The following is a 14,787-nucleotide window of genomic DNA, read 5'->3' on the forward strand; positions in this document are numbered from 1 at the left end:
CGCTGGCCCTCCTGTGCCTGGTCCGGAAGAAGCCGCCACGGCACAAGCCAAGCCATGGGTCGGCAAGAAGCGCTCGATCGGCGAGAGGCTGAAAACTCGTGCACCGCAGGCCTCTTGGCCGGCCGAGCGAGCAGCGCAGGCGACGCTCAGTGGTGGGGCATGGACAGAGAGCGTTGGCGGACTTCAGCTGCGTACGCCGCGAGACACCAGGGGGACACGCGTCTCAGTCACCTCGGTAGGCAGGGTGAAGAACGCTCTAGGGGTGGGGCCGGCCTACCGCATCGGAGTGGACGTTCCGTCCCCCGATCTTCCACGCACGCGGGAAAGATCGGTTCCCGCTCGTGGCTCGGGGTTGAGCGGCTCTAGCTCTGCTCCTCCATCGCCCAAGGGGTCGGTCGACGGAGATGCCGAAGGTGTTCCGCCGAGGAGCGTCGAGGTCCGGCTGAGCTATCAGAAGTTCGCGGATGCGTTCGGCGGAGACTGGTCGAGCCGGCTGACTCTCTTCGCGGTCCCTTCCTGCGCGAGCGAGAAGCGGCCGCAGGATGGTTGCGAAGCCACCGCTCTTCCGACCACACGGAACTCCGAGAAGCAGACGCTGACGGCCTCGGTTCCGGCATCATCCGCGCGGTCGATGACGGTGATGGCCGCGGCAACCGCGGCAGGAGCAAGCGGTGACTTCTCTGCGTCCCCGCTCTCGCCGGCGTCGTCGTGGAGTGCAGGAAGCCAGGGTGGCGAGTTCACCTGGAGCTATCCGTTCGCGATGCCACCGGCGATCAATGGACCTTCGCCCGACCTCAGCCTCAGCTACTCGTCGGGGTCTGTCGACGGCCGTACGGTCTCGACCAACAACCAGACGTCGTGGATCGGTGAGGGTTTTTCCCTCGATCCGGGCGCCGTGGAACGCTCCTACATCCCATGTCGCGACGTGGACGACAACGACGAGGGCGCCGACGAGAAGCAAGATCTCTGCTGGCGAAACGACAACTTGACGATGTCCTTCGCTGGTCGTTCGGGCAAGCTCGTGCAGGACGGCAGCACGACGAGCTGGCGCTTCAAGAATGACGACGGAACTCGCATCCGACTCATCAAGAGCGATCAGATCAATGCTGACAACGACGGTGAGTACTGGGTGGCGACCACGACGGAGGGAACGAGCTACTACTTCGGGCGGAACAAGCGATTCGATGCCAAGGCTAGTGCGGCCGACTCTGTTTCGACCGTTCCGGTGATGGGGTGCACCTCAACGACCTACAGCTCGGACTCTTGTCAGCAGGCCTGGCGTTGGGCACTCGACTACGTCGTCGATGCTCATGGGAACTCGATGTCCTACACGTACGCTCAGGAGTCGAATGCGTATGGCAGCGACGACCGCACATACGACCGTTCCAGCGTCCTGAAGAAGATCGAGTACGGCACGCGGCAGGGGTACGAGCACAACGACGCGCCTGCTCGAGTGTTGTTCGACGTCGCAGAGCGCTGTGTGGGGGACGCGTCCTACTGCGACAGCATCAGTGCTGAGCCGAGCCACTGGCCCGACGTGCCGGCTGACCAAATTTGTACCTCTTCCTGCGAAGCCAAGAAGGCGCCCACGTTCTTCACGCGCAAGCGACTCGTGGCGGTCACCACTGAGGTGCTCGACAATGCTGGCGCCTACTCACCGGTCAACGTGTGGAGGCTCAAGCACACCTTCCCGGCGAGTGGCGATGGGACGAAGCCGTCGCTCTGGCTCGACAGCATCCAGCAGACCGGCAAGGTCGGGACCGACGTGACCCTCCCAGCGACGGTGTTCACCGGGAAGCAGCTCGCGAACCGCGTCGACGCCACGGGCGACGGTGAGGATCCCTTCCTCAAGTACCGCGTCAAGGGCATCGACAGCGGCATGGGACGCCTGATCTCGGTGCTCTACAGCGAGCCCGAGTGCTCGGACACGAACAAGCCATCCGAGAATGCGCTGGACACCAACACCAAACGCTGCTTTCCCGGCTATGCGCAGCCAAACGGTTTCGAGAAACCGCGGCTCGACTTCTACCACAAGTACGTCGTGCTGTCGGTCTCTGACGGAGACAGTGGCGGATTCAACCCTCCGGTCACCACGAGCTACCGATACTCCGACGATGGCGGCGCGTGGCACTTCACGGACAACGACCTCCAGAAGAGGAAGTTCCGTACCTGGGACCAGTGGCGCGGCTACAACTGGGTGACGACGACGAGTGGCATCGATGCCGTCAAGAGCTCAAGCACGAGCTATTACATGCGCGGCATGGATGGGGACGTCAAGCAAGGCGGCGGGAAGCGTGCGGTCCTGGCGAGCGACCCATACTCCACCGCCATCGACGACACCGATCATCTCGCAGGATTTCTTCGTACCACCGTCGCTCACGACCAGGCCAACGCGAACAGGATCCTCGACGTCACGATCAACGACCCGTGGCTGAGCGACGCGACGGCGACGAACTCGGCCGCCGAGTCCGCGCGTATGGTCAACACGGCCAAGTCGACGATCGAGACGCGCCTGAGCGACGGGACCTCTCGCTACGCTGCTACGGCGACAAGCTACGACCAAGACGGCCTACCCGTTCGCCAGCTCGACGCGGGCGACACGTCGACCACCACCGACGATCACTGCACCAAGACGACGTACGCCAAGAACCGCTCGGAGTGGATGCTCGACTTCCCCTCCACGACGATCACGCACGTGGGTTCCTGCTCGGCAAGCCCCTCGGTCGCGGACGACGTCCTCTCGGCGACGCGCACGACGTACGACGCGGCAGCTCCCGTCACCGGCAACGTCGTCAAGGTCGAGTCCGCGGCGGGCTTCGACGGTGGCGTCACCTACCAGACCGACGCCATCACGGAGTACGACGCGTATGGTCGGCCGACGTCGGTCATCGACGCGGACGGGGGCAAGCCCACCACAACGGCCTTCTCGCCCGCGACGGGTATCCCGACCTCGGTGACGGTGACGAACCCGAAGGACCAGAAGTCGACGGTCTCGCAGAACCGAGCGTGGGGCGCCCCGACCTCGACGGTCGAGGTGAACGGTGCGCGAACGGACGTCACGTATGACGGGCTCGGCCGCAAGACAGGAATCTGGTCGCCCGGACGCGACAAGGCGGCTGGACAGAGCGCCTCCGCGACGTTCAGCTACCAACTGCGGGCGACCAAGCCCAACGTGATCACGACCAAGGCACTGAACTGGGCGGGCGACTACAAGTCGTCGACATCGTTGGTCGATGGGCTAGGACGCGAGATCTCCACACAGACCCCGGCCCCAGGCGCGAACGGGGGTTGGCTCGTCACCGGCGTGCTCTACAACTCTCGAGGTCTGGTCGACCAGAGGAACGGACCCTGGTACACGACCGCGGACCCCGGGGGCGAGCTCGTCACCGCGCAGGAGGCCGACTACCCGTCCTACTCCGACTACCAGTACGACGGTGCCGGGCGTGTGACGAAGGAACGTCTGCTGTCCCGCGGAGCCGTGAAGTCCAGCACGAACACCACCTACGGCGGCGACCGAGTGAAGGTGGTCCCGCCTGCCGGCGGCATCACGACGACGACGGTCACCGACGTACGAGGCCAGACGACGAGCCTGATCGAGCATTCGCCCACGAGCAGCGACACCACGACATACCGCTACACGCCGGCCGGTGCTCTCGCGTCGTACACCAACGCTGCCGGCAACACGTGGACGCGCACGTACGACATCCGCGGACAGATGATCAGCGAGAACGACCCTGATCGTGGGAAGTCCACCTACACCTACGACAAGCTGGGTCGCCAGACGTCCACCACGGACGCACGAGGCGAAGTGCTCTGGACGACGTACGACGAGCTCGGTCGTCGGACAGAGCTGCGCGGCGACGGTGCGAACGGCCCACTGCGTGCGGAGTGGAGGTACGACCCTGCCGGCCAGCCTGGCGCGCTCGCATCATCGACGCGATGGGATGGCGACAAGGAGTACAAGAACGAGAACACCGCGTGGGATGCGGCTGGTCATGTGACCTCCTCACGCATCGTCCTTCCCTCCAGCGAGGAGGGTCTGTTCAAGGACGGCGGTTACGTCACCAGCGCTCAGTACTACCCGAACGGTTTGCTGAGGCGGGTCACGTTGCCTCGTGCTGCCAACCTGCCGGCTGAGAACTTCTCCTTCACCTACGACAAGTTCGACATGGTCGACACGGCTGGCGGTTACGACCCGCTGCTCACGGACACGATCTACAGCCCGTACGGACAGGTACTGCGTCGAGAGCTCGGAACGACGGGCGGGAAGGCTGTCTACGACCTCCGTGACTACGACGAGGCAACAGGGCGGTTGACACGCAAGTACGCAACCCAGAGCAGCGGCGCGACCGCGATCGACCAGCGCTTCGGCTACGACCTCTTCGGTAACGTCACCAAGATCAACGACGTGGCGTCGGGAGACTCCGCCCAGACGGGGGCGAACACGTGGCGGCAGTGCTTCTCCTACGACTACCTCGCGCGACTCAGCCGCGCTTGGACGTCCTCAGGGAACACCTGCACATCCCCCACCACCAGCAACTTGGGAAGCAAGAACGCCTACGACGAGACGTACGCCTACGACAAGTCCGGCAACCGCACGTCCCTGAAACGGGTCACCATCAACAGCAGCGGAAATGCCGTCACAGCGACATCGACATCGACGTATCCCGCCGCAACAGCAGCCCGCCCGCACGCGCCTACCAAGGTCGCGACCACGACGACTACAGCGGGCACGTCGGGCTCGTCGAGTGTGACCGAGACGTTCGGCTATGACGCCGCCGGTGCGACGACGAGCCGTGTAAAGACGTCGACGCCGAATACGACGACGACCTGGGACGAAGAGGGACAGCAGAAGACGGTCACGAAGAACGGCGTGACCTCGACGTATCTCTACGACGCCGACGGCAACCGTCTGATCGAGAGGACCGGCACCACCGCGAAGTTGTGGATGGGTGGCGACCAGCTCACGAAGACCGGAACCGGGGCCGGAACAGCAGTCACAGGTGAGAGGACGTACTCCGTCGGCGGTGAACCGATCGCGACCAGGACCGGTGCCACCAAGGTCACGCTCCTCGTCAACGATCACCAGGGCACGCCAGTGGTGGGAGTGGACTCCTTCACCACGACCGCTGTGTCGAAGCGCCGGTACGGACCGTTCGGGCGTTCCCTCGGCAACGCCACCTCTACGGCGTGGCCCACCGGGCGCGACTTCCTGAACCAGAATGTCGACCCCACGGGCGGGACGGTCCACCTCGGAGCTCGAGAGTACGATCCCGGCCTCGGACGGTTCCTGTCGGTCGATCCGGTGGTCGAGCCCGACGACCCGCAGCAGTTGAACGGTTACGCCTATGCGGAGAACTCGCCGGTCACCTACTCGGATCCGACAGGGTTGTTCATTCCGTGTGAGGGCGCTCGGTGCGCGGCTAAGGGCGGCGGAGAGCCGTACCAGCCTCAGAACAAGGCGTGGGCGGCGCGAGCCAACGTCAACCTCGGTCGCCACTTCGTGAACGTCACGGCCCAGATCTTCAGGTCGGTCTCGTTCAAGCCTCGTGCGGGCGGTTCTGACATGTACACGTTCCGTCGGGACTTCGATGCCGGCGTCCGGACCGCCGCCGGAGGAACTGTTGACATGATCGGTCAGGGTGTTGCGAGAGACATGAAGATGCGGACCGGTGGCCGGGTTGATTTCGATTTCACATACGGGTCACAGGCCGCCGACTACGCGAACGGAATCATGGGGGGCGATCCTAACTCTCCTCTGGGGATCGTCGGGCAGGTCGTTTTCGCGCTCGTTCCGCTGGGCCCCCCCGGAGTGTCTGCTGCTAGTGGTGTTGCTCGCGCCGCGCGCGGAGCGTCGGTACTTAGCCGCGCTGCGAAGGGCGCTTCAGCAGCTCCTAGGGCCTTCGGTCAGTTTGTGGCAGCGGACATCAGGCGTGCGGCGGCTGCAGCGGACAAGGCAGGGCACACGCGCGCAGGACGGGCCCTGCAGAAGCACTCCGGCCGTGAGAACAGTGTCTTCCCAAGCGTGACGCCTGGCATCCCAACAGCGAGAAACGAAAAGGCGGCACAGATCGTCGATGAGATCCTCGCAGATGCGACGAAGACGGAGCACCTGGACAGAGTGACAAACGTATACGACTCGAGCGGGAGAGGTTTGCGGATGAGTAACGACGGCGACTTTATGGGCTTCTTGGAGCCTCGCTCATGAGCGGCGGAGGGTATCGAGCGGTGCTTGCTAGTTCTGTCGGCGAGCGCGACGGTATGAGTCTGGAACTCACTCTCCCAGACGGCGAGGTAGTCGCCGAAGTATTTGAGGAGGGAGAGACGGGCGAACGCACCGTGACACTCTTTCGACGCGCGCTGCCGCTCGAAACCTTGCTCTGGTTCCTTGCGAAGGTTGATGAGGAACTTTGAAGCCTCCTGCGCCAACTTCATGTACGGATCACAGGCCGCCGACTACGCGAACGGAAGCATGGGCGACGATCCGAACTCCCCTTTAAGGATCGTCGGGCAGGTCGTTTTCGCGCTCGTTCCGCTGGGTCCGCCAGGGGTGTCGGCGGCGGCAGGAACGGTTCGCGCGGCGAGGGGGATCAGCGCCATTTCGCGCGCTGCGCGCGCTGCGAAGGCGCCACGTGTCTTCAAGAATCTCGCTCTCTCGGACATCCCACGACTTGGGGGGGTCGAACTGATCGATCCCAGTTCCCTATCCAACGTTCGCGCGGCAGGAGAAGTCAGGGTGGTGAATGGAGAGGTGCGGTCCATCAACAATGCGTCCGGTCACTACCAGCCGTACGGAAGATTCGCAGAGGAAGCTGCCGATTCGGCCTTCGAGTCGTCGGCGCCTCCAGTAAGGCCGGGCGCGTATCAAGAGGTCGCTCGATGAGTGAGACGTCCGCAGAGGCGGAGTTCGATCAGTGGATCGCAGATGTTCTAGCGTTAGCACGGACTCACCTCGGCGTCGAACAACTAGAAACTACGCTGGAGTGCCTGCGAAAGGCTGCTGTCACTGGGTCGATAGAGCGTGGGGCGGCGGTCTCACGACTGATCAGGTTGGCGCACGAATGGCCTCCCGGAGCGGCCGAGATTCTCGAGTATGTGCTGCGGGACACTCAGTGGGCGGAACTAAGAGACGTTCTTGTTCGGGTCGAGGCGGGAGCAGCAGACTTTCGGCATAGGAACTTGGCCAGGCAAGTCTTTGAGGTTTACGAAAAGGATTGGCCCGCGGGGGAGATCTACAACCGGTACAGGTAATACTGCCTTGCGTGCCGCACGTTGCTTCCTTCATCGTCTGAGAGGCAGATTCGCGCTTGAACTCGCATAGCACTGCGGCGGCTTGCGAAACGTTGTTCCACTGTAGGTGCCTGATTCGATACCGATGTCGTGGTGTCGTTACTGCTGTAGGTCGGAACCATGGCGCTGGAGAGCGAACGAGCGTTGCTTCGCGGTGACGTGGTCGGGCCGGCCGGTCCGATCACTGAGGGATCGCGGCTCACGAGCTTCTACGTCACCAGTCCGGTGTACTTCACGGATGAGTTCGCAACCTACGCAGGGCCAGCAGGTGAGGTAGTCGTCGCGTGGCTCGTCCCAGTGTCGGACGCTGAAGCTGGTCTTGTGGCCCGTGCGGGCTGGGAGGCCTTCGAGAACGAATTCGTGTTGGGGGATCCAGACCTCGTTGATTTTCATCGTCCGCCGATGCAAGTCTGAGGGAGACGGACCCATCGTCCACCGCGTGCGTGGATGCGCGAGGGTCTCAGATCTGGCCGACAGCCGACGAGTTCGCGCGATCGGCGGACTCGAAGGAGTTGCCCGAATCCGATGGTGACGTCAGAAGAACACGTTGAGGAGTTTCTCCAGGTCGCCGGACGATGCCTCGATGCGCTCGTCACACAGTTCAAGGGCCTCGAACGGCCCACCGTCTGGACGGGACTCTTCGCAGTACCGCGGGATGGAACAATTCCTGTGCGTTCTGGACGATTGGAAGGGCTCGGCACCTTCATCTTGCATGGTCGGGGCTGCCGCTTCGAACTTGATTCAGGGCGCGATCTCAGCGTCGACTGGGACGGCGAAGGGCGGCTGGTTTTCGACGCCTGGCAGGTCCTGATGTACGCCCGTTCTGCTGGTGACGAACACGTGCAGCAGAAGGAGATCGCCGCTGCCCTCCGCGCTGTGCCGGTCCTTCGACAGATCGATGACGTCTCTTTTACGTGGATGGATGATCGTGACGACCTCACACCTCAGGAGGTCAGGACGAGCGGGCCGTCATCGGATCCGTCTGGAAGGGAGCCGCAGTGAACTCCGCCTCTGGCAAGCGGGTGATCGGACCGCTCCCGCCGCCACCTTCCGCCTATACGGAGGCCGCGACACTTCTCCACTCTGGAGGCGACGCAGAACTTCGCTGCCTCTACGAGCGCGACGGCTCGATGTTCCGAGGGGGCCTGAGGTTCCACAAGGTGCGCGCATACCGATTTCGAGCCGAAGGGCACTCCACGGCCTGGCATATCGAGGGCGCATACGACACTCTTGTCGAAGTTGTGCCGTCGGAGTGGGTCGGCGAACTGCTCGCGGCGGAGCCGAGCGAGACGTGGGGCTTCTGGACGATCCGTCACTACCTGATCTACATCGACGGAGAGGGTGCCTACGAGGTCGCTGCGCAGGATGTCGAATGGCTGCCGGAGGAGAATGCACCATGACTGTGGGGACGCCAGACCTCAGCCGGGCTGTGTCACATGCGCTTCGGCACGAGCCGTGGCTCTACGAACTTGAGCTCGACCAGGAGGGTTGGGTGCCGGTCGACCAGCTCGTCTTCGCACTCAGGGAGCGGGGAGGCGCTTGGTTGTCCGTCGACCGTGAGGCATTGGAACGGATGATCGAGGATGCTGGCAAACGTCGGCATGAGCTCGTGGGGGACCGGATCAGGGCGCTGTACGGACACTCGGTACCTGCTCGAATTCAACGGCAGCCGATGGCACCTCCCGAGCGCCTGTTCCACGGGACGGCTCCCCGCAGCTGGGTTCAGATCCAGGCTGACGGGCTGCTCCCGATGGGACGCCAGTTCGTTCATCTATCCGTGGACGTCGACACCGCCGAGATGGTAGGACGGCGAAAGAGCGCATCGCCCCTCCTGCTGGTGATCGATGCGGCCGCTGCCGCGTCGCGCTGGGTCCCCTTCTACCAAGGCAACGAAGCGGTGTGGCTAGCTGACCGCGTACCGGCGGAGTTCGTCGCGCGATTGGGCTGAGCAGCGCGCCTCGTAGGCTCTGTGAGCGATCACCGGGATCAGATGGTTCCTCTGTAGATGTCCGCCAGAGTGGTACAGAGGCGCGGACAACGGGGATGCGTCGGACAGGAGCGATCCGCCTGGCGTCGTGCAGGTCAGCAGGGTAGGCCTATCGTGCAATCGCCCCGCGAGATGCTGAGCTACATCAAGGAGCTTGAATGAAGGGCGGATTCCTGCTCGCGTTCGACCCGGACCTGTTCGAGCAACCTGCGTCGGTGCTGGTCGCCTCGGGCGGCGAGCGATCCCGAGGCGATACCGACCGGGTCGTGCAAATTCCTGCTCCGAACGGGCGATTCTTCACGCTGTTTGCGGACCTTCCCCCGGAGACCGTCTGGGAGGTGCGGGAAGGGCCATTCGAGGTACGCGAAGGCGCCATGGCCCCCGACATGTCCCTCGTCCACGCGTGCCCGTTCGAGTGCGCCGATGAAGTGTTCGTCTCCGACATCGTCGCGCGCATCGCTGAGGCGGCTGACGGTGCCAGGTGGGTCCTCGACGGGGACGGAGCTCTCTGGGACGCAGAGGCCGTGGACCCGACACGTCTTCGCCTCTAATGAGGCACGCATCGCCGAGTGTGGAGGTGAACCATGTCGCCGACCGGGAGGTTCTCGACGAGGCTTGCAAGCTCGGTGGGGAGCGCGACGGGATGGGGCCGGAACTCATGCTCGCCGACGGTGAGGTGATCGCCGAGGTCTTCGAGCCGGAAGCGACCGGGGAACGCACGGTGACGCTCTTTCGTCCCGAGCTGCCTCTCGAGACACTGCTCTGGTTCCTGGTGAGGGTCGACACCGAGCTGTGAGGCGATGAGCGCGGCCGGACGTGTGACGGCTGGTGCGACCTGCGCGCAACGAGCCGCCGGCATGTGCGTCCTGTGCTGCGGAAGTCGTGCGGACGTTTATCCCAGTTCCGAGGACACGGCGACGAAACCGCTGTTACGTTGCGGGTCGACCACGGTGCTAGGAGCTCCGCCGCGACGCGGCGGTGCACCGCGGTCCTCACCGGCCCCGCAGCCACTTTCTTGGGAGAACTCATGCTTCGTCATGCCATCACGCCTGCCCGCGGGGGAGGGGGACGATCGCGCCGTACGGCCGCGACCGCGCCCCGGTCCCTCGTGAGCGTCGCGACGCTCGTCGCGCTCGTCCTGTCCGCCCTCGCGTTCGGTGCGCTGCCCGCGCAGGCCGAGCCGGAGGCCAAGCCGAAGGTCGCGCTGCTCGCGGCGGACGAGGCCTCCTGGATCGCCGACGTGCAGGACAAGCTCGTCGGCACGGGCGGCTTCTCGGCGGTCGACGCGTTCCCCGCCCAGGGCTGCTCGCTGCCGACCCCGACGTTGGCCCAGCTCGAGCAGTACGACGCGCTCCTCGTTTGGAACGACTGCAACTTCCGCGAGCCAGACGCCCTCGGCGACGTCCTCGCCGACTACGCCGACCAGGGTGGCACCGTCGTGGTCGCCACGTTTGCGGGCTACAACGACTCCGGGCTGCAGATCGGCGGCCGCTTCGCCGCCGAGGGCTACCTTGCCGTCATCCCGGGCTCGCAGAGCGGCGGGTCGGGCCTGACCCTCGTCGCCGACGATGCCGACGACCCGCTGCTCGCGGGGGTCACCTCCTTCAACGGCGGGAGCAGCAGCTACCGCAACGACCCGGCGACGCCGAGGGACGGCTCGACGGTCGTCGCGCACTGGAGCTCCGGCGAGCCGCTCGTGGTCCGCGGCGAGAAGTCGATCTTCCTGAACTTCTTCCCGCCGTCGAGCGACGCCCGCGGAGACTTCTGGGACGCGTCCACCGACGGCACGCGCCTGCTCGCCAACGCGCTCAACGCATCCATCACGCCCGTCGTCAAGGCCCCCAGCTTCACCAGCGACGCGACGGCGTCGTTCACGGCCGGTGTCGAGGGAAGCTTCACCATCACGACCAAGGGCAAGCCCGCGGCGACGATCTCGGCGACGTCCGAGCTGCCTAGCGGCCTCACGCTCACCGACAACGGCGACGGCACGGCCACGCTGGCCGGCACCCCGGCCGCCGGCACCGGCGGCCTCCACGACGTCGAGCTCAAGGCCAGCAACGGCAACGAGCCCGCCGCCACGCAGACGCTCGAGCTGACCGTCGACGAGGCCCCGGGGATCACCAGCCCCACCACCGCCGGGTTCACGGTCGGCGAGGCCGGTTCGTTCACCGTCACCACGGTCGCCGGGTTCCCGTCCGACACGGCGCTGTCCGTGGCCGGCGACCTGCCCGCCGGTCTGACGTTCGTCGACAACGGCGACGGCACCGGCACCCTCGCGGGCACGCCCGCCGACGGGTCCGCCGACTCCTACCCGGTCACGGTCGAGGCGTCGAACGCGAAGCTGTCGAGCACGCAGGACGTCACCGTCACGGTGTCGCTCGCGACGCAGACCGTCGCCATCACGTCCGAGGCCCCCGCGAACGCGGTGGTCGGCCAGACCTACGCGGTCACCACCTCCGCCGGCGACTCCGGACAGCCCGTCGTCCTCTCCGTCGACGAGGCCTCGGCGGGCGTCTGCGCCATCGACGGCTCCACGGTGACCTTCGAGCACCCGGGCGCCTGCGTCGTCGACGCCGACCAGGAGGGCAACGGCCGCTACGCCGCGGCCTCGACGAGCCAGACGGTCACCGTCGCGCAGGCCGCGACGTCGACCACGCTCACGGTCTCGCGCGACACGCTCTCCGCTGCCGTGCAGCCCACGGCTCCCGGCGCCGGCGCGCCGACCGGCACCGTGACCTTCTCGGTCGACGGCGAGACGGTCGGCACCGCACCCGTCGTCGACGGTGTCGCGACGCTCGCGTACCGGGTCGAGGCCGGCAAGGAGCGGGCCGTCGCGGCGGCCTACGCCGGTGACGCCGACTTCGTCGGCTCGTCGGACTCGACGGCACGTCAGGACCCGGTCGTCACGGCCAAGGTCACCAGCGCGGTCAAGAAGTCGGCGAGCGGCTGGTACCGCACGCCCGTGACCGTCTCCTTCCAGTGCGCGCCGACGAGCGGCGCGCTGGTCGGCAGCTGCCCGGCGCCCGTCACCCTCGGCCGCAACGGTGCGGGCCAGTCGGTCACGCGCACGGTGATGGCGGCCGACGGCGGAGCCACGACCGTCACGGTCGCCGGCATCAACGTCGACCGCACGGCTCCGCGGGTCGCGGTCAAGGGCGTGTCGAAGGGTCGGGTCTACGCCGGCCAGGCGCCCCGTGCCACGTGCACGAGCCGCGACGCCCTCTCGGGCATCGCGTCGTGCCAGACCAGCCGCAAGGTCTCGGGCGAGAAGGTGACCGTCACCGCCCGCGCCACCGACCGGGGGGGCAACACGAGCACCGCGTCGGTGACCTACCGCGTCGCGAAGTTCTACGTCGCGGGCGCCACGTTCCGCGACGGCGCGTGGCAGGTGCGTGACGGCCAGACGTACCAGGTGGTCGCCCTGACCTCCGGCACGGCCCGGCCGCAGTACTACAACGCTGCACCGCGTGGCAGCCGTCCGACCGCGTCGGGCAGCTACCTCGTGCGGGCCGGCAAGCAGGCGGGCCTGAACCGCTTCTCGCTGCCGGTGCGGATGGACCGCGGCATGAGCCGCAAGGGTCACTGGGTGCTCGGCGTCAAGACGGGCTCGACCCTGCACACCATCCCGGTGCGTGCGCAGCGCTGAACCAGTCACACCCGGAGTCGGGCCCGTCCGTGAACTTCACGGGCGGGCCCGTCGCCGTCCTGCGCGCCCTGGCCGGGTCGGCGGTAGGTCTCGCGCCCTTCAGGGCCCGCGTGGGGCGCGTCACCTACCGCCAGGGCCGATGACGCGTCTGATCTACCGCCTGGGGGCAGGCGCCGGCGGGCGGGAAGCCGTCAGGCGATGCTGGCGACCACGACCAGCGACACCGCGATCTGGGTGGCGGCCGGGACGAGGGTCGCGGGGTGGAAGGTCGTCTCCATCGCGGTGGCGGCGAGGTCGTCGGGCATGACGATGTCGACGAGTCGGAACGCGACCGCCTGCACGACGACGCCGAACAGCCCGAACACGATCGTGTAGCCGAGGGCCTCGCCGAAGGAGGCGTCGGCGTGGTGCCAGATCGCGGTGTAGACCACCAGGCCCAGGCCGAGGATCCCGGAGGCGGCGACGAGAGCCGCGTTCATCGAGCCGGCCATGATGTGCCGGCCGAGGTGCCCGGGCGTGAGCAGGTCGAGCACGCCGTAGCCGACGCCCAGCACGACGATGCCGACGACGGCGTAGGCGAGCGCGTAGCCGACGGAGGTCAGCAGGTCCATGGAGGTCTCCTCGGATGGGTGGTGGGGGCTGAGGTCAGCGGTGGTCGGTGTCGGCGAGCCAGGACGCGACCTGGTCGGGCGACGAGCGGGGCGTGTCCATCAGGTGCGGGACGAAGCGTGCGCGGGTGGTGGTGATCCGCTCGCGTGACTCGCGGATGCCGAGACCCGCGGCACGGCCCCCGATCACCCACGTCCCGAGCACGGGGTGGTGGCCGTCGAAGTCGGGCAGGTCGACGTACTGCTGGTAGACCACCTGCTGGCCCTCCGTGTGCGAGCGGGGGACGGACTCGGCGATCCCCTCGCCGTGGACCTCCACGCCGTCGCCCTCCCAGCCGAACAGCGGCTTCGTGACGTAGCGGCGCATCGCGTAGGGCGCGTCGAAGTAGGACGGGAGCAGGTTCGGGTGGCCGGGGAACATGTCCCACAGCACCGGCAGCAGCGCCTTCGAGCCCAGCAGCAGCTTCCACGGCGGCTCGATCCAGCGCGTCGTGCCTCGCCCGGCGATCAGGTGCTGCCCGAAGATCGAGTCGAGCATCCACTCCGTCGGGTACATGGCGAAGCAGTAGCGCATCTCCACGTCCTCGGGGTCGAGGAAGATCTCGCGGTCGTGGTGCCAGCCGATGTCCTCGACGGTCACGCCGAGCGTCTGCACGCCCGCCTCCTGCGCCGTGTCACGCAGGTACGCGACCGTCACCCAGTCCTCGGTCGGCTCCTGCTGCCCGACGGCGAAGTGCACCACGTCGACGCCCTGCGAGCGCAGCTCGCCCCAGCGCTTCACCAGGTGCTCGTGCAGCATGTTCCACTGGTCGCGGTCCGGGTGCGTCTCCTCCAGCCACGTCCACTGGCAGACCGCCGCCTCGACGAGCCCGGCGGGCGTGTCGGCGTTGTACTCCAGCAGCCGGGGCTCGCCCGTGCCGTCCCACGCGAGGTCGAAGCGGCCGTAGATCGAGATCTCGTCGGGGTCGTGCAAGGACCGCGCCAGCAGCTCGCCCGACCCGGGCGGCAGACCGAGGCGCTCGACGACGCTCGGATCGGTGACCATCCGGCCGGCGGCCTCCACCGCCATCGCGTGCAGGTCGCCGGTCACGCGCTCGAGGTGGTCGACCTCGGCCTCGCTCAGCACGTAGCAGGCCGACTCGTCCCAGTAGGGCAGCTGCTCGCCGTCCTCGGCGCGGTCGACGGCGTACGTGAGTCCCTCGCCCTCGACCTTCGCGAGCCAGTCGGGCCGCGGCTCTGACGCGAGTCGTCGCACG

Annotated in this window: 11 protein-coding genes; 9 read left to right on the forward strand and 2 right to left on the reverse strand. The window is 66.6% G+C overall.

The features are described from left to right. The first annotated feature begins 631 nt into the window (after positions 1-631). From Aeryth_RS06145 to Aeryth_RS06180, 9 genes are all read left to right on the forward strand, one after another. Positions 632-6,208, forward strand: coding sequence for an RHS repeat-associated core domain-containing protein (locus Aeryth_RS06145; protein ID WP_158509188.1), 5,577 nt, complete (start codon positions 632-634; stop codon positions 6,206-6,208). Continuing rightward, positions 6,205-6,414 carry a hypothetical protein gene (locus Aeryth_RS17625; protein WP_144433694.1) on the forward strand — a complete coding sequence of 70 codons (210 nt, stop codon included), beginning with the start codon at positions 6,205-6,207 and terminating at the stop codon, positions 6,412-6,414. Before Aeryth_RS06145 ends, Aeryth_RS17625 begins: the two co-directional genes overlap by 4 nt. A gap of 996 nt (positions 6,415-7,410) precedes the next feature. After that, a complete protein-coding gene (locus tag Aeryth_RS06150) occupies positions 7,411-7,704 on the forward strand; it encodes a suppressor of fused domain protein (protein ID WP_067856012.1) in 294 nt (97 codons plus the stop codon). A 111-nt stretch (positions 7,705-7,815) separates the two neighbouring features. Further along, on the forward strand, positions 7,816-8,292 hold the full coding sequence (locus Aeryth_RS06155; RefSeq protein WP_144433695.1) for a DUF6896 domain-containing protein: 477 nt from the start codon (positions 7,816-7,818) through the stop codon (positions 8,290-8,292). Then, positions 8,289-8,690 carry a hypothetical protein gene (locus tag Aeryth_RS06160; RefSeq protein ID WP_144433696.1) on the forward strand — a complete coding sequence of 134 codons (402 nt, stop codon included), beginning with the start codon at positions 8,289-8,291 and terminating at the stop codon, positions 8,688-8,690. The genes Aeryth_RS06155 and Aeryth_RS06160 overlap by 4 nt, the downstream gene beginning before the upstream one ends. After that, positions 8,687-9,238, forward strand: coding sequence for an RNA 2'-phosphotransferase (locus tag Aeryth_RS06165; RefSeq protein WP_067856021.1), 552 nt, complete (start codon positions 8,687-8,689; stop codon positions 9,236-9,238). The genes Aeryth_RS06160 and Aeryth_RS06165 overlap by 4 nt, the downstream gene beginning before the upstream one ends. Positions 9,239-9,435: 197 nt before the next feature. Beyond that, the gene (locus tag Aeryth_RS06170) at positions 9,436-9,828 is read left to right on the forward strand and encodes a hypothetical protein (RefSeq protein ID WP_067856023.1); all 393 of its coding nucleotides are present in this window, start codon (positions 9,436-9,438) and stop codon (positions 9,826-9,828) included. Positions 9,829-9,854: 26 nt separating this feature from the next. After that, positions 9,855-10,073 (forward strand): hypothetical protein, encoded by a 219-nt coding sequence (locus Aeryth_RS06175; RefSeq protein WP_144433697.1) that lies wholly within the window; start codon positions 9,855-9,857, stop codon positions 10,071-10,073. A gap of 312 nt (positions 10,074-10,385) precedes the next feature. Then, positions 10,386-12,923: a putative Ig domain-containing protein gene (locus tag Aeryth_RS06180; protein WP_067856029.1), complete on the forward strand. Its 2,538-nt coding sequence runs from the start codon at positions 10,386-10,388 to the stop codon at positions 12,921-12,923. Positions 12,924-13,114: 191 nt separating this feature from the next. Here Aeryth_RS06180 and Aeryth_RS06185 read toward each other — a convergent pair whose 3' ends face one another. Together Aeryth_RS06185 and Aeryth_RS06190 are read right to left on the reverse strand one after the other, a co-directional pair. Further along, positions 13,115-13,534: a DUF350 domain-containing protein gene (locus tag Aeryth_RS06185; RefSeq protein ID WP_067856032.1), complete on the reverse strand. Its 420-nt coding sequence runs from the start codon at positions 13,532-13,534 to the stop codon at positions 13,115-13,117. A gap of 34 nt (positions 13,535-13,568) precedes the next feature. Beyond that, on the reverse strand, positions 13,569-14,786 hold the full coding sequence (locus Aeryth_RS06190; protein ID WP_067856035.1) for a glutathionylspermidine synthase family protein: 1,218 nt from the start codon (positions 14,784-14,786) through the stop codon (positions 13,569-13,571). Position 14,787: the final 1 nt, after the last annotated feature.

The sequence above is a fragment of the Aeromicrobium erythreum genome (assembly GCF_001509405.1).
GTDB classification, from domain to species: domain Bacteria; phylum Actinomycetota; class Actinomycetes; order Propionibacteriales; family Nocardioidaceae; genus Aeromicrobium; species Aeromicrobium erythreum.